A 24,478-nucleotide genomic window follows, 5' to 3' on the forward strand; every position below is an offset into this window, starting at 1 on the left:
CGTGCCTTAGAGGCCCTGCGACCGCCAGCCTTCCTGGTAGGTTTCGCGCGCGACCCGGCTGTAAGGCACCGGGCTGACGATGGCGCGCACTTCCAGCTGCTTGTGCGGTTCGACCGTGGTCTTGCGCGTGCCGCCGTTTTCCTCGCCCCAGACCACGCGCACTTCGGTGCCGATCTCGATCGAGGGATCGACCGTCGCCAGGCTCAGCGCCTGCTTTTCGTTGTAGGAATAGCCGGTGAACATCGACAGGCCGACCGTCTTGCCACCCGCATCGACCACGCGGTCGTAGTTGGACGAGGCATAGTTCGCCAGCGGCACGTCGAAGAACTTGTACTGGTCACCGTCCGGGTTGAACAGCGAAGCCATGATCTTGGCCATGTCCTCGGGATGCCAGGCCAGGGTCACCTTCTTGCGCTGCTTGGCCGGATCGATCTGTTCCAGCGCCTCGCGGCCGTGGAAATCGTGGTCGAACTTCACGAAGCCGCCGTAACCCAGTTCCCACGGGTTGAGGTAATAGTCCTCGATCTTGTCCGAGACGAACGAACCGCCGATCGAGCCGGTCGCTTCATAGCTGTCGGCGCCGAGCCATTCGCGGAAGCCCTTGAGCTTTTCGCCGGTGTAGATCGCGGGCAGCGGGCTGGGGATCCAGCCCGATTCCAGCGTGTTCGACGGATAGGCGCGGCTGCCGCAGGCGATCAGACCGAATTCCTTGCCGGCTTCGAGAATCGCGGCGCGGATTTCTTCCTGCTGTTCGTAAGGCCCCCAGATTTCGAGGCCCGGCGCGCCCGACATGCCGTGACGCAGGGTGCGCACGGTGTGGCCGGCGATGTTCATCGTGCTCATGTTGAAGAACTTGAGCTGTTCGAGCGGGCCGCCGTGCAGCTTCTCGATCACGTTCCAGGCTTGCGGGCCCTGGATCTGGAAGCGCCATTCCTTGCGGGTCACGGGCTTGCCCATCGGGCGCATCGGCGAACGGTCGTCCAGCTCGATGTCCACGTCATAGCCGCCGGTCGCGCCGTGATAGCGCAGCCAGTTGCTGGCCGGGGCGCGGCCGACATAGGTGAAGCTTTCTTCTTCTTCCCAGAAGATGATGCCATCGCCGATCACGTGGCCATAGGGCGTGGTCGGCACATACTGCTTGGCCTTGTTGACGCTCCAGCCCTTCGAGCTGTTGATCATCGTGTCGGACAGCAGCTTTCCGGCGTCACGCCCGCGAATGTACAGGTTCACCATGTGGTGCGACTGGTCGAACAGCACCGCGCTGTGCTGCCAGGCCCACTGTTCGCTGCGCCAGTTGGAAAATTCCGGCGCGACCACCGGATAGACATAGGCACCCAGCTGCGAATTGCGCAGCATGTCGACGATATTACCCTGTGAGCTCAGCAGCTGTTCAAGATTGTTGGCGGCCATGATGCCCCGACTCCCTCTCCGGTTGAATTTTGTATGCACTGCATACTATATTTTGCTAGTCGTGCAAATGAAAAGCGGTGCCGCTAGGGGGCACCAACCAAATGGGAGTTATGCCGATGGCCGAGGTCCAGATCCTCACCCTGTCCTGCCGCGACCGTGCCGGGATCACCGCTCGTGTTACGGGTTATCTGTTTGATAAAGGCGGAAATATCCTTGAAGCGCAGCAGTTCAACGATGCCTTGAGCGGCGAGTTCTTCATGCGGGTGGCGTTCGATCCGCAGGCGGCCGACGTGGCGGCGATTCGCAGCGGCTTCGAACCGCTGGCCGCCGAATACGCGATGACCTGGAGCCTGCGGGCCAAGGGTGCGCGGCGCAAGGTGGCGCTGATGGTGTCGAAATTCGACCATTGCCTGGGCGATCTGCTGTACCGCAACCGCATCGGCGAGCTGAACATGGATGTGGTCGCGATCATCAGCAACCACCCCAAGGAAGCGCTGTCGATCTCGCTGCTGGGCGATGTGCCCTATCACCACTTCCCGATCACCAAGGATACCAAGCCGCAGCAGGAAGCGCAGATCAAGCAGGTCGTTACCGAAACCGGGGCCGAACTGGTCGTGCTGGCGCGCTACATGCAGATCCTGTCCGACGATCTGGCCGCCTTCCTGTCGGGCCGCTGCATCAACATCCACCATTCGTTCCTGCCCGGCTTCAAGGGCGCCAAGCCCTATCACCAGGCCCATGCGCGCGGGGTGAAGATGATCGGCGCGACGGCGCACTACGTCACCGCCGATCTCGATGAAGGGCCGATCATCTACCAGGACGTCGAAGCCGTGACTCACGCCGACAGCCCCGAGGACATGGTCCGCAAGGGCCGCGACATCGAACGCCGCGTGCTGGCCGAAGCGGTGCGGCTGCACCTCGAAGACCGCGTCTTGCTGAACCACGACAAGACGGTAGTGTTCCGCAGCTAAAGCGGGGAGCGGGTGCGATGCAGGTCAACTGGCTCGATCACGTCAACATCATCACCGACCGGCTCGACGAGACGGCGGAATTCTACCGCACCCTGCTCGGGCTGGAGCGGCGCGACGCGCCGCCCCCGCTCACCCCGCAGAACGCGCAGTGGATGTATGATACCGGCGGCAAGGCGATCATGCACATCAACTCGGTCGATTGCCCGCGCATGTTCGACCGCGCAGTGCAGCCCGGCGCGCTGACCGGCGCGGTCCACCACGTGGCGCTCAATTGCACCGGCTATGACGAGATGATCCGCCGGATCGAGGCGCGGGACCTGCCCTACCAGGTCAACCTGGTTGAAGCGATCGGCCTGCGCCAGATCTTCGTGGCCGATCCCAACAACGTGCTGCTGGAGCTCAATTTCTTCGGGGATTGAGCGTCCGGCGTTCAGCGCCCCGCTCAACCACTACCGTCACCCCGGACTTGATCCGGGGTCCAGCTGCCTTTTGCGCCGCTGAAAAGCTGGCCCCCGGATCAAGTCCGGGGTGACGGGGGGTAATCCTAAACCGGGCGTTCCCCGGCCATGGTGGTGCGGTACATCTCGCGCCGAAAGCCGTCGTAATCGTTGGCCGCCAGGTGCAGCGCGCTGCGGTTGTCCCACATTGCCACCATGCCCACGTCCCAGCGCAGGCGGCAGGTGAAGTGGTGCTGGGTGATGTGCTGGCACAGGAAATCCAGCAGCGGGCGGCTTTCCGCCGTGGTCATCCCGTCGATCCCGATCGCGTAGACTTCATCCAAATAGAGCGACAGCTCGCCGGTTACCGGGTGGCTGCGGACCAGTGGGTGGGCATTGCCGGCAAAGGCGGCTTCCCGCGCGGCGTCGCTGGCAAAGCTCAGTTCCTTGCCGTCGGCCTGCTTCTGGGTGAAGGCGTTGTTCATCGCGCTCATCCGCACTTTCAGCGGGCGCAGCATGGCCTGCATCGCCGGGCTGAGCATCCGGTATGCCAGCGCGGTGTTGGCCCAGACCGTGTCCCCGCCCCACGGCGGCACTTCCACGGCGCGCAGGATCGTCATTCCCGGCGGTTCGGGCAGGAACGGGCTATCAGTGTGCCAGCCGCTGCCGAACAGGCCCTTGCTGCGGTGGTCGGCTTCCTTGATCAGCGGCTGGACGTTCGCGTGGCCGGGCACGCCGTGGGTATAGGCGTCAGGCGCGAAGGGCCCCCAGCGCAGCGCGAAGGCCTCGTGCGCGGCGTGGTCCAGCTGTTGGCCCCGCGCGAAGATCATCTTGTGCCGCCACAGCGCGTCCTGCACTTCGGCAAAGGCCGCGTCGGTCAGATTGGCAAGATCGATGTCCAGCAGTTCCGCGCCCATCGCGCTGGCCAGCGGGCGCACCGTGATATGCGCGTATGGGCGCGGGGCGTTATCGTATTCGCCCGCCGGGCTCAGCCGCACTTCACGCATGGACTTGTCTCCTCAAGCGGCGGGAATAGCCCCGATCAGCGCCTCGGCCAATTGCTGCGGGCAGCACAGGTAGGGCGAATGATCGCTGTCCAGCGTCACCACTTTCGCCCCCGGCGACATGGCCTGCATCTTGCGCTGGCTGGCGATCGGGATGGTGCGGTCCGCCGTGCATTCGACATAGGTGCGCGGCAGGCGGCCCCAGCGTTCGGCAGTCACCTCGATTGGCGTCGAGCGCGGCCCGTGCGGTTCGGCCAGCAGCCGGGGCAGGGCGGCGGCAACCAGCTCGGGCGGGGACAGTTGGGCAAAGACGGCCCCGGCGCCCGCCGGATCGACCACGGTGCCCGCACCATTGTGGACCGGGCTGATCAGCGCGTCGAAATCGGGGGTCGGTTCCTCCAGCGCCTTGAACGCGGCGCGGCTCATGCCGGCGGGCAGCATCATCGCGCAGATATAGACCAGCGCGTCCATTGCCTCGGGGTTCTGCTCAGCCGCGGTGCTGACCACCAGCCCGCCGCGCGAATGGCCTGCCAGCACTACCGGCGCGCCGCCAAGTTGTGCTTTGAGATCAGCGCATTGCTGCGCAGCATAAGCGCCCCAGCCGGGCAGGGTAACAGCACGCAATTCAGCCTCGTCGCCGCCCATGCCGGGCAGGGTCGGGGCGATCACACTGTGGCCTTTGCTGCGAAGCAATGCTGCAACCTCGTCAAAGCACCAGCCGCCGTGCCAGGACCCATGGATCAGGACGAAACCGGCCATCGGCTTAGCGCACGTGGCCCGACCAGGTGCGCAGCCCGGGCGCAGTGCGGTCTTCGCTCTTGAGCGCTTCGGCCACGGCGGGGCGGGCGGTGACCCGCTCGCGCCAGTCGACCAGGCGCGGGTACTTTGCGGCCACTTCCAGTTCCGGGAACATCCGTTCGACCATCATCCCGCAGTGCGAATAGAAATTGATGTCCGCCAGGGTATAGGCGTTGCCGGCCAGCCACGCCGTTTCGCCCAGCTGCTTCTCGACCTTTTCCAGCGCATAGACGATCTTGTCGGTCGCGGCGGCAAGGTCAGCCTCCGACCAGCCGGAACGCGCGGTTGCCCATTTCTTGCGCTGGTCGGGCAGGGGGATGTTTTCCAGCAGCTGCTCGAATTCGCCGCCCTCGATGCTGCGGGCGATGATCCCGACCATGCGGTGCCAGCCGTGCATCGAGACGTAATTCATCACGTGTTCGTCAACGAACTTGTTCCAGTACCGCATCCGCGCGGCGCCCACCGGATCGCGCGGGCGCAGCGGGCCATCGGCGGGCTGGGCATCGGGAAAGGCGTCTTCCAGGTATTCGTTGATCACCGTGGTGTGGGTGATGATCGTCCCGTCGTGGTCCAGTACGGGCACCTGCCCTTCGGGATTGATCGCGACGAACCAGGCCGAATGCTGCTCGAACTTGTGCAGGTCGACATAGTGGCTTTCGTAGGCCAGCCCCTTTTCCTTGAGCGGCACCATCGACTTCAGCGAATTGGCCAGCGGTTCGGCGTGATAGTATTTGAGAGCCATGGTGCGTCCTTCAGATCCTGAGCGTGCCGAGTACCCCGCCGTCCACTGCCAGCGTCTGTCCGGTGACATGGCTGGCCGCGTCCGACAGCAGGAAGGCGGCGACATTGGCCAGCTCGTCGGCGGTGCCGGTGCGGCCCTGCGGGGTGGCGGCAGCCATCTGCGCCAGGGCACCCGGCGGCAGTTGCCCCAGCATCGGGGTTTCGATGAAGCCGGGGATCACGCAGTTGCAGCGCACGCCGCTGGGCGCGGCTTCCAGCGCGACCGCGCGGGCCAGCCCCAGCACGGCGTGCTTGCTGGCGACATAGCCGACATTGCCCGCCATGCCGCGCTCGCTCGCCAGGCTGCCGGTCACCAGGATCGCCCCGCGCCCGCGCGCGCTCATCCCCGGCAGGACCCGCTGGATCGCCCACAGCGCGGACTTGAGGTTGACTGCCATGACCATGTCGAGCACGTCATCGGCATAGTCCGCCACGGGGGCAAAGCTGCCGCCCGTTCCCGCATTCAGGAACAGGCCGTCGATCGGCCCGTGCTGCGCTTCGGCGCTGTCCAGCGCGGCGAGCAGCTGCGCCTTGTCGCCCACGTCCGCCGCCGCCCAGCGCGCCATGTCGCCAATCTCGACGCAGGCCGCTTCCAGCAGCGCCGCGCGCCGCGCGATCAGTGTCACCCGCCCGCCCAGCGCCGCGATCCGCCGCGCGGCGGCCAGGCCGATCCCGGTCGACGCGCCGGTGATGGCGATGTGGCGGCCGGTGAAGCCCATTCGCTCAGGCCAGGCCCAGCAGCCGGGCGGCGTTGTCCTTCATGATGCCGGGCAGGACTTCTTCCTTGAAGCCAACCTGCCGCGCCGCATCCAGCCACTTTTGCGGGTGGATCAGCGGGAAATCGCTGCCGAACAGCATCTTCTTCCGCAGCTGCGTGTTGGCATACTGGATGATCTGCGGCTGGAAATACTTCGGGCTCCAGCCCGACAGGTCGATGAACACGTTGTCCTTGTGCAGCGCCATCGACAGGCTTTCATCGACCCACGGCCAGCTGGGATGGGCCAGGATGATCTTCATGTCGGGGAAATCGACCGCAACGTCATCGACCAGCATCGGCTGGCCATACTTCAGCCGTACCCCGCCGCCGCCGCGCATCCCGGTGCCCATGCCGGAATGGCCGGTGTGGAAGATCGCCGGCAGCTTGTATTCGTTGATCACTTCATAGATCGCGTAACCCACCTGCGCGGCGGGTTCGATGTTCTGCATGATGTGGTGGAACTTGAAGCCCCTGACCCCGCAGTTCTCGATCAGGTCCCGCGCCTCGCGCGCGCCCAGCTTGCCCTTGTGCGGGTCGATGCTGGCGAAGGGGATGCAGATGTCGTCATGCCTGGCGGCAAATTCCGCGACCTCGTAGTTCGACACGCGCTTGGCGCCGATCCCGCTTTCGCAGTCCACCGTGAACATGCAGAAGGCGATCTGCTGTTCGCGGTAGATCTCGGCAATCTCGGGCATCTTGGGCCGTTCGCGCGGCGCCTTGAAATAGGCGCTGGCGGCATCGAAGAACTGGCCCATCACCGGGTCTTCGGGATCGTGGCACGACACCTCGGCGTGGACGTGGACGTCGATGGCTTTGATCTTGGACAGGTCGATGGGCATTGCAGTTCCTTCTTGCCGGCGGCCGCGCGCGCCGGTGGCGGCGCGGCCGGACGGGCATTACAGCTGGAGAATGACGGTCTTGGTTTCGAGGTAGGCTTCGATCCCCTGGCGGCCCTGTTCGCGGCCCAGGCCCGATTCCTTGTAACCGCCGAACGGCAGCGCGGTATCGATCACCGCGTGGCAGTTGCCCCACACGGTCCCGGCTTTGATCTTGGACGCCAGCCTGTGCATCGTCGCGACGTCCTTGGTCCAGACGCCCGCGCCCAGGCCATAGCAGGTGTCGTTGGCGGCCTTGGCCACTTCGTCGATGTCGTCGAAGCGCTGGGCGACCACGACCGGGCCGAAGATTTCCTCGCGCATCACGCTCATCTGCGGGTTCACGTCGACCAGCACCGTGGGGTTGACGTAATAGCCGCCGTCCACCGCCGGGGCATCGCCGCCAATTGCCACGCTAGCGCCGTCGCGCTTGCCGGCTTCGATATAGCCCATCACCCGGTCGAACTGTTCCTTGCTGATCAGCGGGCCGGCGTGGCCTTCGGGATCAAGGCTGGCGCGCGGGGCCCAGAACGGGGCCTGCGCCGCGACGCCTTCGATCACCTGGTCGAAGATCGAGCGGTGCGCGTAAAGGCGCGAACCCGCCACGCAGACCTGGCCCGAATTGAACCAGATCGCGCCTGCCGCGCCCGGCGCGGCCTGGGCCACATCGACATCGGGCATGACCACCACGGGCGACTTGCCGCCCAGTTCCAGCGTCACCCGCTTGAGGCTGGCGGTGGCGTTGCGGTTGATCAGCTTGCCGATTTCCGTCGATCCGGTGAAGGCGATCTTGTCGACGTCCGGATGCTTGACCATGCGGTCCCCGGCAGTGTGGCCGTTGCCGGTGATGACGTTGACCACGCCCGCCGGAAAGCCCGCTTCGGCAATGAAATCGGCCAGGCGCAGCGCGGTCAGGCTGGTCTGTTCGGCGGGCTTCAGCACAATCGTGCAGCCCGCCGCCAGCGCCGGGGCGATCTTCAGGCAGGCCATCAGCAGCGGGAAGTTCCACGGCACGATCTGCGCGCAGACACCGACCGGTTCCTTCCGGGTATAGCCGAAGAAGGCGCCATCGGGGATCGAATAGGGCTGGATTACCTCGCCGTTGATCTTGCTCGCCCAGCCGGCCATGAACCGGATGTGGGCGATGGCGCCCGGCACGTCGACCGCGCCGGCCATGCCCTTGGGCTTGCCGTTGTCGATCGCTTCCAGCTCGGCAAATTCGTCCGCATGGGCTTCAAGCAGGTCGGCGAGGCGCTGCATGGTCCGTTCGCGCACCATCGGCGGCAGGCCGGACCAGCGGCCATCGTCAAACGCGGCGCGCGCGGCGGCAACCGCGCGGTCCACGTCGCGGTCGCTGGCATCGACCACGTGGGACACGATCTTGCCCGACGAGGGATCTTCGACCTCGATCAGCGCGCCGTGGCTGGAGGAAACCCATTCGTTGTTGATGAACAGCGCGGGTTTGCGCCCCAGCGCGGCCTGGGCAGCGGCGGAATAGGGGCGCTGGGTGCGGTCGATCGTGGTCATGTCATTCATGGTGCATGCTCTCCACAGGCATTTCCGGTTGCGTTGCCCGGATTCGAATTAGTAGGTAAGACTTACAAAATATCCGGCGCGGCGCAAGGGGCGTCGCGCGTGGTATTGTTATTGACCATAGCAATATTCCGGCTATGTCGGGAATCAGCTTTTGGGAGCATTGTGCCGATGTCTGCTGTCCTGGTCGATTCCGTTCGCACCTATGCAAAGTCGATGCCGCACCGGCTGGCGGTGGGTTGCACCGAAAGCGGGCGGCGCTGGTCGTGGGCGCAGCTCGACGCGGCGATTGATCGCGCGGCGGCCTGGCTGGTCGACCGGCTGGGCGCGGCGAGCGGCGCGCGCGTCGCCACGCTGACCCGCAACCACCCCAACATGCTGGTGCTGCAACTGGCCTGCGTGCGCGCGGGCGCGGTGTTCGTGCCCTATAACTGGCGGCTGGCCACGGCGGAAATCGCCGCGTTGATGCAGGATGCAGAGCCGAGCCTGGTGTTCCACGACGCGGAATTCACCGTGCCCGATTGCCCGGCCGAGCGGCTGCTGCTGGCCGATCTGGAAAGCCTGGGGCAGGCGGGGGCGCGCGCCCCGGCGGAGGCGCGGCGCGACTGGGAGCTGCCTTCAACCCTGCTCTACACCAGCGGCACCAGCGGGCGGCCCAAGGGGGTGATGATCAGCGAGGCGAACGCGTTCTGGGGGGCAACCAATTTCGCGCTCGGCAGCCTGGTTTCCTATGAAAGCGTGTTCTTGTGCGACATGCCGATGTTCCACACCGCCGGGCTGTTCGCCGCAGTGCGCGTGCCGGTGCAGACCGGCGGCGCGGTGTGGATCAGCCCGGGCTTCGTGCCGGACAAGACCATTGCCCGCATGGCCGACCGCGAGCTTGGCATCACCCACTATTTCTCGGTCCCGCAGATGGCGACGACGATCTGGCAGCATCCGGATTTCACGCCGGAGAAGCTTCAGGGGCTGAAGCTGTATGTCACCGGCGGCGCGCCCAATCCCAAGGCGCAGGTCGAACGCTTTGCCCGCGCCGGAATCCGCTTTTCCGACGGCTTCGGGATGAGCGAGACCTGTTCCAACTTCGCCATGCCGGTGCTGGACGTCGAACGGCTGATCGAAAAGGCGGGATCGTGCGGCCAGCCGCTGCTGACGGTCGAAACCCGGATCGTCGATGACGAAGGGGGTGACGTGCCGCAGGGCGAGACGGGCGAACTGTGGATTCGCGGCCCCAGCGTCACCAAAGGCTACTGGAACCAGCCGGAACTGACCGCCAAGGCGTTCGAAGGCGACTGGTTCAAGACCGGGGACGCCGCGCTGATGGATGTGGACGGGTTCTACTATCTCGTCGACCGCAAGAAGGACATGTACATCTCGGGCGGCGAAAACGTCTATCCGGCCGAGGTCGAGGCGGTGCTGGCGGAACTGCCGGAAATCGCCGAAGTGGCGGTGATCGGCGTGCCCAGCGAACGCTGGGGCGAAGTGGGCCGCGCTTTCGTGATCGTGCGCGAGGGTATGGCGCTGAGCGAGGAACAGGTCATCGCCCACTGCGCGGCGCGGCTCGCCAAGTTCAAGGTGCCCGCCAGCGTGGTGCTGACCGACGCGATCCCGCGCACCGCATCGGGCAAGGTCCAGAAGCACCTGCTGCCGCGGGACTAGGCCGCCCACGCTAAGGTCGTCACCCCGGACTTGATCCGGGGGCCAGCTGCCTTTTGCGAACGGACCGCTGGCGAGGAAGCTGGACCCCGGGTCAAGCCCGGGGTGACGTAGTGGCGGGATAAGCGGGGCGACGAAGGTCGCTGCAACGCCCCTTCGCCCGACTCGCAGGCCCGTGTTAGCCAGCTGCCATGACCCAGGCCGAATACCTTGCCGGCAGGCTGCTGCTTGCCATGCCCGGAATGGGCGATCCGCGCTTCGAACACGCGGTGGTCGCGCTCTATGTCCACGATGCGCAAGGCGCGCTGGGGGTGGCGGTGGGCAAGATCCGCCATGGGCTGCGTCTGCACGAATTGCTCGAAGATGTCGGGATCGCACCGGGCCAGGCGCCCGACTGCGTGATCCACGATGGCGGCCCGGTGGAGCCGCAGCGCGGCTTCGTGCTGCATTCGCCCGACTGGACCGGGCCGGGCACGATCGAGGCCGGGGAACTGGGCTGCCTGTCGGCCTCACTGGAAGTGCTGAAAGCGATCGCGGCGGGCGAGGGGCCGAGCCGCTGGATCGTCGCGCTGGGCTATGCCGGGTGGGGTGCGGGGCAGCTCGATGGCGAAATGCGCCAGCACGGCTGGTTCGCCGCCCGGGGCAATCCCGAGGTGCTGTTCGACACCCCCGTCACCGCGCGCTGGAAATCAGCCTGGCTGGGCGAGGGGATCGACCCGGCGCTGCTCGCCAGCCAGACCGGGCGGGCGTAGACCGCTTCACAACTCTCGTCATCCCGGGCTTGACCCGGGATCCAGCTTCTTCCCGATTGCCGCGCCGCCCAAGGCAGCTGGACCCCGGATCAAGTCCGGGGTGACGGCTGGTTCCTACTCGAACACCGGCCCTTCGCTGCCCGCGTCCTTGCTCGGATTGCGCACCGCCCACAGGCCGAACGCGGCGATAATCGCATAGCACACCGCCGGGACCAGCAGCGCCGTGCGGATGTTGCCGGTCACGTCGGCCACCGTGCCGAACAGGTAGGGCACCAGCGCCCCGCCGACGATGGCCGTGCACAGGATACCCGAACCCTGCGGGGTGCGCTCGCCCAGCCCTTCGGTGCCGAGGCTGAAGATGGTCGGGAACATCAGCGAATTGCAGAAGCCGACCAGGATCAGCGCCCAGCCCGCCATGGCCCCGGTGCTGGCGGCTGACAGTGAGATCAGGCCGATCGCGGCGGCGGCATAGGCGGTCAGCACGCGGCCCGGGCGGAACAGGCGCAGCACGAAGCCGCCGACCAGCCGCCCGATCATCGCCCCGCCCCAGTAGAACGCGACCAGCTTGCCGGCCTGTTCCAGCCCCAGCCCCATCACTCCGCCATCGCCCAGGTAGGCGATCAGGTTGCTGCCGATCGCCACTTCCGCGCCGACATAGGTGAAGATGCAGAGCGCACCCAGCTGGACCCGGCGGTTGCCGGTGAACAGGTCCCAGGTGCCCGCGACCTTGGTTTCCTGCGCCTTGGCCCCGTCCAGCGCCGAACGGAACAGCCAGAACAGCGCGGCGATGCCCAGCATCACCACCGCCAGCCACATGTACGCATGGCCGATCGAAGCGCCCTGTTCGACGCGGTAGGCCTGGAGCTGTTCAGCCGTGGCGCTGGCCGCGTCGATCGGCTTGGCATCGCCCAGCAGCACGCTCGCCCCGCCATAGACCATCAGCGTCACCCCGATGGAATTGAAGGCCTGGGCAAAGGTCAGCCGGCTGTGCGAGGTTTCGACCGGGCCCAGCGTGGTGATCACCGGGTTCATCGCCACCTGCAGCACGGTGATCCCCGCGCCGATGAAGAACAGCGCCGCCAGGAACCCGCCGAACGAGGCCGCGTTGGACGCCGGAATGAACAGCAGCGCCGCGCTGGCCACCATCAGGAAGCCCAGCACGAAAGTGCGGATATAGCCCAGCTTGCTCATCACGATCCCGGCCGGGATCGAGCACAGCGCATAGGCAATGAAGAACGCCATCTGCACCAGGTTCGCCTCGGCATGGCTCAACTGGAACATCGGCCTGAACTTGCCGACCAGCAGGTCGTTGATGTTGGTCACCCCGCCAAGGATGAAAAATACCGCGAAGGCCAGCAGCAGCACGGTGCGCGCCTGCGATCCTCCGGCATTGCCGCCCGCAACGCCCTGTCCACCCGTGATCGGTGCTGCCATAGCCTCTCTCAACCCCCGCTTGATCTGTTTGTGCAGCCTTGTTGCCGGGCCGGGCTGCCTTGTCCACGTGCATACGTATAACGGAATTTCCAGCATTGGAAGCGCTTCCAATTATTTTTCAATATTGGGGATTGCAATTCATCATTCTGAAAAATAGGAATGCGGCATGACCGGACCCGTGCGCTCCGTATCCCAGGCCTTTGCCATCCTGCGCCTGCTGGCGCGGGACGGGCACGCGCAGACCCTGTCCGACGTGGCGCGCGCCACAGGGCTGTCGGTGTCAAGCTGCCTTAACCTGCTGCGCACCCTGGTGGCCGAAGGCGCGCTCGAGGCGGAAAGCGGCAAGCGCTATCGCCTTGCCCCGGGCTGGGCCGAACTTGGCGCACTGATGCGCGGCGAAACCGCGCAGCTGGTCGCCCGAGCACAGCCGCTGCTCACCCGTTTTGCCGAACAGCACGATGCCACAGTCGGCCTGTGGCATATCGAACCGCGCGAACGGCTGGAGCTGGTCGCGCTGGGCGAAAGCGAATCGGCCACCCGGATCCACATGGCCGTGGGCCAGCGCCAGCCGCTTGGCGCGGGCAGCACCGGCCGGGCCTTGTCCGCGGCGCAGTGCGTGGACGATGCCGAACTGGCGCGCCGTTTTGCCGCGCTGCGCTGGCAGCGCTCGCTGGATTACGCCGCCTATGCGATGCAGATCGGCGCGGCGCGCTCCAGCGGTTATGCGCTGGACGATGGCTTTGCCCATGCCGGGGTCTGCTCGGTCGCCTGCGCGGTGCCGGGCGATCCGCTCGCCTTCTGTCTTTCCGCTTCCACCTTTGCCGGTTCGCGCGACGCCGATGGCGTGCGCACGCTGGGGCAGGCGCTGACCGCGCTGGCCCGGGCAATCGGCCAATCCGACGAAAGGTCCTGACATGTCGACTGAGGAAACGTTCCCCGAAATCCGCGAAGCTGTGCGCAAGCTGTGTGCCGACTTCCCGGGGACCTACTGGCAGGCGCTTGACCGCGAGCGGACCTATCCCACCGAATTCGTCCGCGCGCTGACCGAAGCCGGTTTCCTCTCGGTCCTGATCCCGGAGGAATTCGGCGGTTCGGGTCTGGGCCTGGGCGCGGCGACCGCGATCCTTGAGGAAATCCACCGTTCGGGCTGCAACGGCGGGGCCTGTCACGCGCAGATGTACACCATGGGCACCGTGCTCAAGCACGGCAACGCCGAACAGAAGGCCAAGTACCTGCCCGGCGTAGCCGATGGTTCGCTGCGGCTCCAGGCCTTCGGCGTGACCGAACCGGGCGCGGGCACCGACACCACCCGGATCCGCACTTTCGCCCGCCGCGAGGGCGATCACTATGTCGTCAGCGGGCAGAAGATCTGGATCAGCCGGGCCGAACATTCCGACCTGATGGTGCTGCTGTGCCGCACCACCCCGCGCGAGGAATGCGCCAAGAGTTCGGACGGGATGAGCGTCCTGCTGGTCGACATGCGTGAAGCGGTCGGCAACGGCCTGACCATCCGCCCGATCCGCACCATGCTGAACCACGCCACGACCGAGCTGTTCTTCGATGACCTCAAGGTGCCGGTCGAAAACCTGATCGGCGAAGAAGGCAAGGGCTTCCGCTACATCCTGTCGGGGATGAACGCCGAACGCATCCTGATCGCCTCGGAATGCATCGGCGATGCGAAGTTCTTCATCGACCGCGCCAGCGCCTATGCCCGGGACCGCAACGTGTTCGGACGGGCGATCGGCTCGAACCAGGGGGTGCAGTTCCCGATCGCGCGGGCCTATGTCCAGGCCACTGCCGCCGAACTGGTGGTGGCCGATGCCGCCGCCAAGTTCGAAGCCGGGATCAACTGCGGGACCGAGGCCAACATGGCCAAGCTGGTCGCTTCCGAAGCCAGCTGGTTCGCCGCCGACATGTGCATCCAGACCCATGGCGGGTTCGGCTTTGCCGAGGAATATGACGTGGAGCGCAAGTTCCGCGAAACCCGCCTGTACCAGGTCGCCCCGATCAGCACCAACCTGATCCTCAGCCACGTGGCCACCCACGTGCTCGACCTGCCCAAGAGCTTCTGAGGAACCTGCCGATGCAGTCGCGCGAAGTCCGCCTCGTCCGCCGCCCGCAGGGCACCCCCGTGCCCGAGGACTTCGCCCTGGCGGTGACCGAAGTGGGCGCGCCGGGCGAGGGCGAGGTGCAGGTCCGCAACCTGTTCATGGCGGTCGATCCCGCGATGCGCGGGCGGATGGACGATGCCCCCAGCTATGTCCCGCCCTTCGTGCTGGACGCGGCGATGGAAGGCCCGGCGGTGGGCGAAGTGGTGGCATCGAACGATCCCGCCTTTGCGCCTGGCGACCTGGTGTTCCACCGCCTGGGCTGGCGCGAGGCGTTCAACGCGCCGGGCAGCGCCCTGCAGAAGCGCGATGGCAGCGCCCTGCCGCCGCAGGCCTACCTTGGCTTTGCCGGCATGACCGGGCTGACGGCCTATGCCGGGCTGCTGCGGGTCGGCGGGCTCAAGCCGGGCGACGTGGTGTTCGTCTCCGCCGCTTCGGGCGGGGTCGGCTCGCTGGTCTGCCAGATCGCCAAGCTTAAGGGCCACAAGGTGATCGGTTCGGCTGGTGGCGCGCACAAGGCGGCCTACCTGCGGGACGAGCTGGGGCTGGACGGGGTGATCGACTACAAGGCCGAACCCAACCTGACCAAGGCCCTGGCGCGCGAGGTCAAGGCGATCGGAGCCAAGGGGATCGACCTCTATTTCGACAATGTCGGGGGCGATCACCTCCACGCCGCGCTGGCGCTGGCCAATCCTTTCGCGCGCTTCGCGATCTGCGGGATGATCAGCCAGTACAACGCCGCCGGGCACGTCAGCCCGCCGCGCAACCTGACGCTGATCATGGGCAAGCGCATCCGTATGGAAGGATTCATCGCCTTCGATCACCACGACCTCGACCAGCACCTGGTCGCGGACATGACCGCCTGGCACAAGGCCGGCCTGCTCAAGGCCAGCGAGACCGTCTATGACGGGATCGACCAGGCCCTGTCCGCCTTCCTTGGCCTGTTCGATGGCCGCAACCTGGGGCGCACACTGGTGCGGCTGGGCTGACCCCGGTCAGCCTGCAGAAAGCATGCGCCGTCCATAGGATCACGGATTTCCTGGAGTAGCCGAAGATGAAACTGTCGCTGATTGTTCCTGCCGCCCTGATCCTGTCGCTGGGCGGCGCGGCCGCGCTGGCCGCTGGCCCCGCCGCCGATCCGGTCAAGGGCAAGGCCGTGTTCGCGCGCTGCGCGGTGTGCCACGACCTCAACACCGGCGCCAACCGCATCGGCCCCAGCCTGAAAGGCGTGATCGGGCGCAAGGCTGGCACCGCGGCCGGCTATGCCTACTCGCCGGCGATGAAGAAGAAGGCCGTGACGTGGAATGCCGCCACGCTCAGCGCCTATCTGGCGGCGCCGACGACCTATGTGCCGGGCAACAAGATGGCCATGGCGCCGATGGCCAATCCGCAAGACCGGGCGAACCTGATCGCCTATCTCCAGCAGGCCGCGAAGTGACCGGCGCGAACAGGGGGCAAGTGCAGTGACCAATTCCAATGGGGTGTCGCCCCGCGCGCTTGAAGGCGTCAAGGTGCTCGATCTGTCGCGCGTTCTGGCCGGGCCGTGGGCCACGCAGATGCTGGCCGATTTCGGTGCCGACGTGATCAAGGTGGAACTGCCCGGCAAGGGCGATGACACGCGCGGCTGGGGTCCGCCGTTCCTGAAGCTGCCCGATGGCAGCGACGATCCGCAGGAAAGCGCCTATTACCTGTGCTGCAACCGCAACAAGCGGTCAATCGCAATCGACATGACCAAGCCCGAAGGGCAGGCGCTGATCCGCAAGCTTGCCGCCGAAGCCGACATCGTGGTCGAGAACTTCAAGGTTGGCGGTCTGAAGAAGTACGGGCTGGATTACGCCAGCCTGAAGGCGATCAATCCGAAGCTGGTCTATTGCTCGATCACCGGGTTCGGCCAGACCGGCCCCTATGCCGACCGGCCGGGCTATGACTTCGTCGCCCAGGGCATGGGCGGCTTCATGTCAATCACCGGCGAGGAAGGCGGCGGACCGCTGCGCGCGGGCGTGGCCATGGCCGACCTGTCGACCGGCAACATGGCGACTATCTCGATCCTGATGGCGCTGCGCCATGCCGAACGCACCGGCGAAGGCCAGCAGATCGACGTGTCGCTGCTCGACACGCAAATCGCGATGCTCGCCAACCAGGGTTCGACCTATCTGGTCGATGGCACGGTGCCGGGGCGGATGGGCAACCGCCATCCCACCGTGGTGCCTTACACCACCTTCCCCTGCGCCGATGGCGTGCTGATCATCGCGATTGGCAACGACGGGCAGTTCCGCGCCTTCTGCCACGAGATGGGACGGCCCGAACTGGCCGAGGATCCCAAGTTCAAGCTGTCGCGCAACCGCCTGATCAACCGCGAGGAGATCGAGCAGATCGTCCGCGACATCGCCGCCCCAGAGCTGCGCGATCCGCTGATTGAACGGCTGGTGGCGGTTGGCGTCCCGGCCGGTCCGGTCAACTCGATCAAGGACGTGTTCACCGATCCGTTCATCGAAGCGCGCCAGACGGTCCACCGCTTCGTCCGCGACGACGGGGTGGAAATCCCGACAGTCGCGTTCCCCGGCAAGCTGTCCGCCACCCCGGCGGACTATCGCTATCAGCCGCCCAAGGTGGGCGAGCAGACCCGCGAAGTGCTGGGCGACTGGCTGGCGCTTGACGGCGATGAACTGGCGGCGCTGGAGGAATGCGGCGCGGTCAGGCAGCGCTGAGCAGGCCGGGCGGCAGCAGGGCGAGGTCCTCGGGCCGATCGATATCGGTGGCGAGGCCCGCCCGCTCGCACAGGGCAAAGCGCAGGCCGCTGGCCGCTGCCGCCGCGCGGTGGGCGGCCAGGCTGCCTTCGCCAAAGGCATAGGCAATCAGGCCCGGCCGGGCGAGCAGCAAGGCATTGGTGCCGGTCCCGGCGCGGTCCGGCGCGGCCACCACGTCCGCCCCGTCCAGCAGGGCGGTCATTGCCTGTAAGTCATCTGCCGAAAGCAGCGGGAGGTCGGCGCTGAGCGCCAGCACGGGCCCGGTGCCATCGAGCTGCGCCGCAGCCTGTTCCAGCGCGGGGTTGAGGCCCTGTCCGGCCTCGCGCAGCGGCTGCGCGGCGATGGCCAGCAGCGCCGGATCGCGGCTGACCACATGGGTCGGGGCAAAGCGCTGCGCCACGTCCAGCACGTGCCGGAACATGCCCAGTGCCAGTGCGGCGCGGGCCTGCGGGGCCAGGGCCGCGCCCAGCCGCGACTTGGCCTCAAGCAGCGGGCGCATCGGCACGACGATCCGCACGTTCACGCCAGCCCCCGCGCCAGCGCCAGCACTTCGCGCCCCAGCCGCTGCTGGCCCGCATCGTCGCGCATCAGCGTATCGGCGGCGTGGAATGCGATGCCGTCCAGGGTCTGCCCGGCGGCGGGATCGGCATGGTCGCACAGCACGGCATCGACGATTCCGGCATAGTGCCCGACCAGGCTGGCCGCGCCCGGCTCCTCGCCCAGCTCGCGCATGATCTTTGCTGCCGGGCCTTTCACGGCCTCGCCGCCTATGAACGGGGACACGGCCACGCACGGCACCCGCCGGGCGCGCAGCGCGGCGGCAATCTCCGCCACGGCCAGGAACGGCCCGATGCTCAGCACCGGGTTCGACGGGCAGACCACCACTGCTTCCAGTGCGGGATCAGCCAGTGCGGCGGCCAGTCCGGGGCTGATGCGTGCCTGTTCCGCCCCGGCAAAGCGGATCGAGACGAAGCGCGGTTCGCAGCGGCGGCGCACGAAATAGTCCTGGAACGGCAGCTCGCCCTCGTCGGTCAGGACCATCGATCGGACCGGATCGTCGCTCATCGGCACGATCGCGTGGGGGATGCCTTGCCGCCGGGCCAGTTCGGCGGTGACCTGCGAAAGGGTCCAGCCCTGCCTCAGCCATTCACCGCGCAGCGCATGCTTGGCCAGGTCCCGGTCGCCCAGGTTGAACCAGTCCGGCCCGCCCAGCGCCTTGAGCTCGTCCATGAAGGCCCAGCTTTCGCCGTTGACGCCCCAGCCGAGCTCACGGTTGTTGCGGCCCGCCAGGGTATAGGTGACCGTGTCGATGTCCGGGCAGATCGGCAGACCAAGGTGGGTGAAATCATCGCCGACGTTGACCGCCACGGTGAGTTCCCCCGCAGGCAGCACATGGGCCAGCCCATTGGCCAGCCGCGCCCCGCCGACGCCGCCTGCCAAGGCCAGGATCACCGGAACAGGTCCATCTGCAAGGGCCGGATCAGGTCGGCTGCCGTGCCGGGCTGGCCCATCGCCGGCAGGCCGCGCACCAGCACCAGGGGGCGGCCTTCGCCAGCCTGGCCCATGGCGAGCGAGGCGGCGGCGGCCACTTCGTCGGCCAGGCCCAGTTCGCTCGATTCGAGCTGGCGTCCGTTCAGGTCGGGCCGCCCGCGCAGGTCGAGCAGGGCGGGTGTCCCCGCCACGCCGATTGCGGTGCCGGCCGTGCCCATCCGCCAGGCGCGGCCCAGACTGTCGATCACCAGCACGGCAATGTGCTTGCTGGTGGCGGCTTGGAGGGCATCGCGCAGCCGCGCCGCGCTGGCATCGGGATCGAGCGGCAGCAGCAGCGCCTGCGCGCCCTGGCCATAGCCCGTCCCCGTGCCAACGTTCGACTGGTCGATCCCGGCATTGGCCAGCACCAGCCCCAGCCGGTGGCGCACGATGATCAGGTTCGGGCGGGTGCGCAGCACCTCCTGCGCTTCGGACAGGATCAGTTCGACCAGCCGTGCGTCCTTGCCGGTTTCAGCCGCCAGTTCCAGGGCGCGCGGCCCCGGAGTGACATCGGCCAGGGCAACCTGCCGCCCTTCGGCCTTGGAGACGACCTTCTGGGCCAGCACCAGCACATCGCCGTCGGCAAAGGCCAAGCGGCCCGCCTGCATGGCGTCCAGCGCTACGCGCGCCAGGTCGTCGCCCGGCCGGACCGCCGGAACGCCTGGCAGCGCGGTGATGGAGTAACTGAACCCGGTCACGTTCAGGGACGTGGCACACCCGTGATGCGGATGCCAGCCCCCGGCACCTTGTAGCGGCGGTTCAGCGCGATCAGGACACTGGTCAGCGCTTCGGCCACGGCCGAATTGGCCAACGGCCCGGCGTTCCATGCGGTCAGGCCGATTTCCTGGCTGAGCGCGACCACCGTATCGGCGGCGGCCGGATCGTCAGAGCAGACCAGCACGTCGCAGTCCATTTCCTCGTCCAGGTTGGCGAGGTGGTGGGCCGAGATGTTCTGGAAGGCGGAAACCACCTTGACGCCTTCGCCCAGCAGCTTCTGCACGGCTTCCACCGCGCTGCCGCCTTCGGGCAGCTGGACGCGGCTGACCTTGGGCGGGACCAGCGGCACGGTCACGTCGATCAGGATCTTGCCCTGAAGCTGCGCGGCGACGTCCTGCACGGTGGCCTGCTGCGCCGCATAGGGCACCGACAGGACCACCAGGTCGGCCGCGGTGGCGGCATCGGGGTTGGCCATGCCGCTGACCTGTGCGTCCGCGCCCAGCGTTTCGCGCATCGCGGCGGCGGCTTCCTCGGCCCGGTCGGCGGTGCGGCTGCCGATCACCACGCGGTGGCCCTTGTGCGCCCAGCGCAGCGCCAGGCCGCCGCCTTCTTTGCCGGTTCCGCCCAGCACGGCGATGGTCAGGCGTTCATTCGACATCGGTTATTTCCTTCTGCTTGAATTTCTTCGGCGGAGTCAGCACCACCGGGGTGAGCGGCGCCGCCTGCCGCCCGCGCGCGCGGGTCAGGTCATCGACTTCGCCGTAAAGCGTGGAGCGCTGGTGCGGCTGGCGGCCCAGGCCCCGGATCAGTTCTTCCATTTCGTAGGGCGGCATTTCCTGCCCGTGGCTGGCTCCGGCGGCGCGGCTGATGCTTTCGTCCATCAGCGTACCGCCAATGTCGTTGGCCCCGCCGTTAAGACAAGCGGCGACGCCGTCCGGCCCGAGCTTGACCCAGCTGGTCTGGATCGAGGTGATCTGCGGATGCAGCGCCAGCCGTGCCACGGCGTGCATCAGCCGCACTTCGCGGAAGGTCGGCCCGCGCCGCGCGATCCCGCGCAGCGCCATCGGCGCTTCCATCGGCACGAAGGGCAGAGGCACGAATTCGGTGATCCCGCCGCTGCGCGCTTGCAGCTCGCGCACCCGGATCAGGTGCCGCGCCCAGTGGCGCGGGCTATCGACATGACCGAACATGATCGTTGCCGTGGTCTTGAGGCCAACGCTGTGCGCGGCCTCGACCGTTTCGAGCCATTCGGCGGTGTTGAGCTTGTCCGGGCAGATAACGTCCCGCACTTCGTCATCGAGGATTTCCGCCGCCGTGCCGGGCAGCGAGCCCAGCCCCGCCGCCTTGAGCCGGGTCAGGTAATCTGCGAGGCTAAGGCCGAGCGTTTCGGCGCCGTGCCGCACTTCCAGCGGGCTGAAGGCATGGATGTGGAGGCCCGGCTCCGCCGCCTTCACCGCGCCGAGCAGTTTGAGGTAAGTTTCGCCGGTGTAGGCCGGATGGATCCCGCCCTGCATGCACACTTCGGTCCCGCCCCGCGCCACGGCCTCGTGGGCGCGGCGGGCGACTTCGGACAGGTCGAGGTCATAGGGCTTGCCGCGCAGGTTGTCGGCCCCGCGCCCCTTGGAAAAGGCGCAGAACCCGCAGGCGTGGGCGCAGATGTTGGTATAGTTGATGTTGCGGTTGACGACGAAAGTCACCTCGTCGCCGCGGGTGGCGCGGCGCAGCGCGTCTGCCCCGGCGCAGACGTGTTCGACGTCCGGTCCGCGCGCCACGAACAGGGCGACGATGTCATCCTCGTCCAGCGCTTCGCCGGCCTGCGCGCGTTCGATCAGGCGGGCGATGTGGGGCGAACAGGCGCCGCGTGACGGTTCCGGCTGGGGCGGCAGCGGCAGGCCGGGGGACCAGGCATCGGCGCGGGCATAGTGTTCGGCGTCGCTGCTGGCGGCAATCAGCGGCAGGATCGCGGCGTCCTGCCAGTCCGGGCCGGTCCAGCCGGGATAGACCGGCAGGCGCGCCACCAGCCGGCGGCCGGCGGCCTCGGTCGCGGCGCGCAGCTTGTCCACGGCGGGCCAGGGGCGTTCGGGATTGACGTGATCGGGGGTGACCGGACTGATCCCGCCCCAGTCGTTGATCCCGGCGTCCATCAGGCGCGGGAACATCGCGTCGGCCAGGTTCGGCGGGGCCTGCACGGTGACATCCGGCGGCAGGATCAGGCGCGCCGCGGCGATGGTCCACAGTAGGTCGTCCATGTCCGGTTCGTCCGCATCGGCCATCGGCGTGCGCGACTTGGCGCGGAAGTTCTGGACGATCACTTCGGCAATGTGGCCGTATTCGGCGTGCAGCTCGCGGATTGCCAGCAGCGCATCGATCCGTTCGGCGCGGGTTTCGCCGATGCCGATCAGGATGCCGGTGGTGAAAGGCACTTTAAGTTCACCAGCCGCGCGGATCGTGGCCAGCCGCACGGCTGGCACCTTGTCGGGCGAGCGGTAATGCGCTCCGCCTTTTTCCCCCAGCCGGTCAGCCACCGTTTCCAGCATCAGCCCCTGCGAGGCTGAAACCCGGCGCAGCCGGGCGATGTCGGCCGCGTCCATTACCCCGGCGTTGACGTGGGGGATCAGGCCGGTTTCCTTGATTACCAGCCGGCACATAGCCTCGAGATAGTCGAGCGTCGTGGCATGGCCCAGTTCGGCCAGCTCGCGCCGAGCCTGGGCAAAGCGCAGTTCCGGCTTGTCGCCCAGGGTGAACAGCGCTTCGGTGCAGCCGGCGGCGGCGCCGGCGCGGGCCACTTCCAGCACCTCGTCAGGCGTCATGTAGGCGCGCTGACCGGGGCGCGGGCGCGAGAAGGTGCAGTAGTGGCACAGGTCGCGGCACAGCTGGGTCAGCGGCAGGAAGACCTTGGGCGACCAGGTCTGATTTATGCCGAACGCGCTGTCGCGCACGGCTGCGGCACGCGTCAGCAGTCCGGGCAGCGGTGCATCGACCAGCGCATGCGCCTCGGGGGCGGGCAAGGGGGGCGGATTCGCAATCATTCGCGGGTCTTTTGCCAGCCTCTCCAAGGGCCCGGCAAGAGCCGGGCGATGGCACTTATTGTTCCTATAAAAATTGCATTGCAATGCAGTATCGTCAAGTGCATTATCCAAATGATTTAAAAATGCGGGATGCTCCTGATTCATGGGTGAGAGTGTGCAAGTGGCAGGCGTTGACCTGGTAGTACTGGCCGGCTGGATGGACGGCCAGGGGCTGGGTTCGGGGCCGATCGAACAGGTGCGCGAGCTGGCTGGCGGCACGCAGAACGTGCTGTTGCGCTTTACCCGCGCGGGGCGCGACTATGTCCTGCGCCGCCCGCCGCCGCACCTGCGCGCGGGCAGCAACGAAACGATGCGGCGCGAAGCGCGGCTGCTGGGCGCGCTGGCCGGCAGCGCCGTGCCGCACCCCGCGCTGATCGCGGCCTGCGGGGCAGAGGACGTGCTGGGCGCGGCCTTTTACCTGATGGAGCCGATCGAGGGGTTCAACGCCACTTCGGGCCTGCCCGATTCGCATTGCACGGCCCAGGCGCAGCACCGTATGGGCCTGTCGATGGTCGAAGGACTGGCCGCGCTGCACGCGCTTGATCCGTTCGCGCTGGGGCTGGACGGGTTCGGCAAGGTCGAAGGCTTTCTTGAGCGGCAGGTTGGCCGCTGGCAGGCGCAGCTCGATTCCTATGCTGAACTGGCCGGCTGGCCGGGGCCTGGCGAACTGGGCGATGTGCGCGCGGTAGGGCAATGGCTTGATGCCAACCGCCCCGCGTCGTTCGTGCCGGGCATCCTGCACGGCGACTATCACCTCGCCAATGTGATGTTCCGCAGCGATGCGCCCGAACTGGCCGCGATCGTCGATTGGGAACTGGCAACGCTGGGCGATCCGCTGGTTGACCTGGGCTGGCTGCTGGCAACCTGGCCCGACGGTTCGGACAGTTCGATCACGTCGGTCACGCCGTGGATCGGCTTTCCCAGCGCGGCGGAACTGGTTGCGCACTATGCGGCGCGCTCCGCCCGCTCGCTGGACGCGGTCGGCTGGTACGGGGTGTTCGCCTGCTACAAGCTGGGCATCCTGCTGGAAGGCACCCACGCGCGGGCCTGTGCCGGCAAGGCACCCAGGGAAACCGGAGACAAGCTGCACGCCCGGGCCGTCTGGCTGCTGGAGCGCGCGCGCAAATGGATTGCAGAGGGGGTTTTGTGAACGGAAACGAATTGGATTTCACGGGCAAGCGCGTGCTTGTCGTCGGCGGATCGAGCGGGATCGGCAATGGCATTGCCCATGCGTTCCGCGTGCGCGGCGCGCAGGTGCATGTCTGGGGCACGCGGGCATCGGCGGCTGATTACTCGGCCGAAGAAGGTTCGGACCTGACCGGCATCGGTTACACCCAGGTCGATTGCGGCAATCCGGAATCGATCGCGGCGGCCCCGGCGCCGTTCGCCGAAGGGCTGGACGTGCTGGTCCATTCGCAGGGCATGGTGCTGTACAAGCGCCAGGAATTCGAACCCGAAGGCTTTGCCAAGGTGGTCGCGGTCAACCTTGCCAGCGTGATGCAGATTTCCGAACGGTTCCACGCCGATCTGGCTGCCGTGCAAGGCTCGATCATCGTGATCAGTTCGATCGGGGCGTTCCGGTCGACCATGGGCAACCCGGCCTATGCCGCGTCCAAGGCTGGCGTGGTGCAGCTGGTTCGCACGCTGGGCCAAGCCTGGGCTGGGGAGGGGATCCGCGTCAATGGCATCGCCCCCAGCCTGGTCGATACCAAGATGACCAAGGTGACTATGGACAATGCCGAACGGCGTGCCCGCTCGCTCGCCAAGATCCCGCTCGGCCGGTTCGGTACGGTCGAAGACATGGCTGGCGCCGCGCTGTTCCTCGCCTCGCCGCTTTCCGCATTCATCGTCGGCCAGACCCTTGTGGTCGATGGCGGCGTGACCCTCTGACAGGAGAAGATTTC

24 protein-coding genes are annotated in these 24,478 nt (G+C 67.1%); 11 read left to right on the forward strand and 13 right to left on the reverse strand.

The genetic code is table 11. The annotated features are described in order from the left end of the window. Positions 1–6: 6 nt before the first annotated feature. Entirely contained in the window at positions 7–1,410 is a 1,404-nt protein-coding gene (locus ACE3N9_RS04540; protein WP_374281292.1) for an aminomethyl transferase family protein, read from the reverse strand. A gap of 116 nt (positions 1,411–1,526) precedes the next feature. Between ACE3N9_RS04540 and purU the strand changes: the two genes are divergently transcribed. Next, a complete protein-coding gene (purU, locus tag ACE3N9_RS04545) occupies positions 1,527–2,381 on the forward strand; it encodes a formyltetrahydrofolate deformylase (RefSeq protein ID WP_374281294.1) in 855 nt (284 codons plus the stop codon). 17 nt (positions 2,382–2,398) lie between these two features. After that, a complete protein-coding gene (locus ACE3N9_RS04550; protein ID WP_374281296.1) occupies positions 2,399–2,800 on the forward strand; it encodes a VOC family protein in 402 nt (133 codons plus the stop codon). A gap of 125 nt (positions 2,801–2,925) precedes the next feature. On the opposite strand, the gene ACE3N9_RS04555 is transcribed toward ACE3N9_RS04550, so the two are convergent. Genes ACE3N9_RS04555 through ACE3N9_RS04580 form a run of 6 tightly spaced genes read right to left on the reverse strand, consistent with a single transcriptional unit; the run spans position 2,926 to position 8,568 of the window. After that, positions 2,926–3,825: a TauD/TfdA dioxygenase family protein gene (locus ACE3N9_RS04555; RefSeq protein WP_374281298.1), complete on the reverse strand. Its 900-nt coding sequence runs from the start codon at positions 3,823–3,825 to the stop codon at positions 2,926–2,928. Between the two features lie 12 nt (positions 3,826–3,837). Further along, entirely contained in the window at positions 3,838–4,581 is a 744-nt protein-coding gene (locus tag ACE3N9_RS04560; protein WP_374281300.1) for an alpha/beta fold hydrolase, read from the reverse strand. A 4-nt stretch (positions 4,582–4,585) separates the two neighbouring features. Further along, positions 4,586–5,362 (reverse strand): glutathione S-transferase family protein, encoded by a 777-nt coding sequence (locus ACE3N9_RS04565; protein WP_374281302.1) that lies wholly within the window; start codon positions 5,360–5,362, stop codon positions 4,586–4,588. A 10-nt stretch (positions 5,363–5,372) separates the two neighbouring features. Continuing rightward, entirely contained in the window at positions 5,373–6,119 is a 747-nt protein-coding gene (locus ACE3N9_RS04570; protein WP_374281304.1) for an SDR family NAD(P)-dependent oxidoreductase, read from the reverse strand. A gap of 4 nt (positions 6,120–6,123) precedes the next feature. Next, positions 6,124–6,996: an amidohydrolase family protein gene (locus tag ACE3N9_RS04575; protein ID WP_374281306.1), complete on the reverse strand. Its 873-nt coding sequence runs from the start codon at positions 6,994–6,996 to the stop codon at positions 6,124–6,126. Positions 6,997–7,053: 57 nt separating this feature from the next. Then, complete coding sequence (locus tag ACE3N9_RS04580; protein ID WP_374281308.1) at positions 7,054–8,568, reverse strand: aldehyde dehydrogenase family protein; 1,515 nt, start codon at positions 8,566–8,568, stop codon at positions 7,054–7,056. A 168-nt stretch (positions 8,569–8,736) separates the two neighbouring features. Here ACE3N9_RS04580 and ACE3N9_RS04585 point away from each other — a divergent pair, with 168 nt between their 5' ends. Both ACE3N9_RS04585 and ACE3N9_RS04590 read left to right on the forward strand, forming a co-directional pair. Then, positions 8,737–10,221: an AMP-binding protein gene (locus ACE3N9_RS04585; protein WP_374281310.1), complete on the forward strand. Its 1,485-nt coding sequence runs from the start codon at positions 8,737–8,739 to the stop codon at positions 10,219–10,221. Between the two features lie 188 nt (positions 10,222–10,409). Next, complete coding sequence (locus ACE3N9_RS04590; RefSeq protein ID WP_374281312.1) at positions 10,410–10,970, forward strand: YqgE/AlgH family protein; 561 nt, start codon at positions 10,410–10,412, stop codon at positions 10,968–10,970. A 114-nt stretch (positions 10,971–11,084) separates the two neighbouring features. On the opposite strand, the gene ACE3N9_RS04595 is transcribed toward ACE3N9_RS04590, so the two are convergent. Further along, positions 11,085–12,404, reverse strand: coding sequence for a sugar MFS transporter (locus tag ACE3N9_RS04595; protein ID WP_374281314.1), 1,320 nt, complete (start codon positions 12,402–12,404; stop codon positions 11,085–11,087). A gap of 166 nt (positions 12,405–12,570) precedes the next feature. Here ACE3N9_RS04595 and ACE3N9_RS04600 point away from each other — a divergent pair, with 166 nt between their 5' ends. The 5 genes from ACE3N9_RS04600 to ACE3N9_RS04620 all read left to right on the forward strand — a co-directional run bounded on the left by ACE3N9_RS04600 (position 12,571) and on the right by ACE3N9_RS04620 (position 17,220). Further along, positions 12,571–13,317 carry an IclR family transcriptional regulator gene (locus ACE3N9_RS04600; RefSeq protein WP_374281316.1) on the forward strand — a complete coding sequence of 249 codons (747 nt, stop codon included), beginning with the start codon at positions 12,571–12,573 and terminating at the stop codon, positions 13,315–13,317. Position 13,318: 1 nt separating this feature from the next. Next, a complete protein-coding gene (locus tag ACE3N9_RS04605) occupies positions 13,319–14,476 on the forward strand; it encodes an acyl-CoA dehydrogenase family protein (RefSeq protein ID WP_374281318.1) in 1,158 nt (385 codons plus the stop codon). 5 nt (positions 14,477–14,481) lie between these two features. Then, positions 14,482–15,501 carry an NADP-dependent oxidoreductase gene (locus ACE3N9_RS04610; protein ID WP_374281595.1) on the forward strand — a complete coding sequence of 340 codons (1,020 nt, stop codon included), beginning with the start codon at positions 14,482–14,484 and terminating at the stop codon, positions 15,499–15,501. A 65-nt stretch (positions 15,502–15,566) separates the two neighbouring features. Next, on the forward strand, positions 15,567–15,950 hold the full coding sequence (locus ACE3N9_RS04615; protein WP_374281320.1) for a cytochrome c family protein: 384 nt from the start codon (positions 15,567–15,569) through the stop codon (positions 15,948–15,950). Between the two features lie 43 nt (positions 15,951–15,993). Next, the gene (locus ACE3N9_RS04620; protein ID WP_374281597.1) at positions 15,994–17,220 is read left to right on the forward strand and encodes a CaiB/BaiF CoA transferase family protein; all 1,227 of its coding nucleotides are present in this window, start codon (positions 15,994–15,996) and stop codon (positions 17,218–17,220) included. On the opposite strand, the gene cofC is transcribed toward ACE3N9_RS04620, so the two are convergent. The 5 genes from cofC to cofH are packed head-to-tail and all read right to left on the reverse strand — an operon-like array spanning position 17,207 to position 22,535. Beyond that, positions 17,207–17,782, reverse strand: a complete 576-nt coding sequence (gene cofC / locus ACE3N9_RS04625; RefSeq protein ID WP_374281322.1) for a 2-phospho-L-lactate guanylyltransferase — start codon at positions 17,780–17,782, stop codon at positions 17,207–17,209. The two genes, ACE3N9_RS04620 and cofC, sit on opposite strands and share 14 nt — an antisense overlap. Further along, entirely contained in the window at positions 17,779–18,711 is a 933-nt protein-coding gene (gene cofD, locus ACE3N9_RS04630) for a 2-phospho-L-lactate transferase (RefSeq protein ID WP_374281324.1), read from the reverse strand. Before cofD ends, cofC begins: the two co-directional genes overlap by 4 nt. Then, positions 18,708–19,487, reverse strand: coding sequence for a coenzyme F420-0:L-glutamate ligase (gene cofE / locus ACE3N9_RS04635; protein ID WP_374281326.1), 780 nt, complete (start codon positions 19,485–19,487; stop codon positions 18,708–18,710). The genes cofD and cofE overlap by 4 nt, the downstream gene beginning before the upstream one ends. Before the next feature lie 2 nt (positions 19,488–19,489). Then, complete coding sequence (gene npdG / locus ACE3N9_RS04640) at positions 19,490–20,164, reverse strand: NADPH-dependent F420 reductase (protein ID WP_374281328.1); 675 nt, start codon at positions 20,162–20,164, stop codon at positions 19,490–19,492. Further along, a complete protein-coding gene (gene cofH / locus ACE3N9_RS04645; RefSeq protein ID WP_374281330.1) occupies positions 20,154–22,535 on the reverse strand; it encodes a 5-amino-6-(D-ribitylamino)uracil--L-tyrosine 4-hydroxyphenyl transferase CofH in 2,382 nt (793 codons plus the stop codon). The genes npdG and cofH overlap by 11 nt, the downstream gene beginning before the upstream one ends. A gap of 160 nt (positions 22,536–22,695) precedes the next feature. Between cofH and ACE3N9_RS04650 the strand changes: the two genes are divergently transcribed. Together ACE3N9_RS04650 and ACE3N9_RS04655 are read left to right on the forward strand one after the other, a co-directional pair. Continuing rightward, complete coding sequence (locus ACE3N9_RS04650; protein ID WP_374281332.1) at positions 22,696–23,724, forward strand: phosphotransferase family protein; 1,029 nt, start codon at positions 22,696–22,698, stop codon at positions 23,722–23,724. After that, positions 23,721–24,464 (forward strand): SDR family NAD(P)-dependent oxidoreductase, encoded by a 744-nt coding sequence (locus ACE3N9_RS04655; protein WP_374281334.1) that lies wholly within the window; start codon positions 23,721–23,723, stop codon positions 24,462–24,464. The genes ACE3N9_RS04650 and ACE3N9_RS04655 overlap by 4 nt, the downstream gene beginning before the upstream one ends. The last annotated feature ends 14 nt before the right edge of the window (positions 24,465–24,478 follow it).

Source organism: Novosphingobium sp., assembly GCF_041905565.1.
GTDB lineage: Bacteria > Pseudomonadota > Alphaproteobacteria > Sphingomonadales > Sphingomonadaceae > Novosphingobium.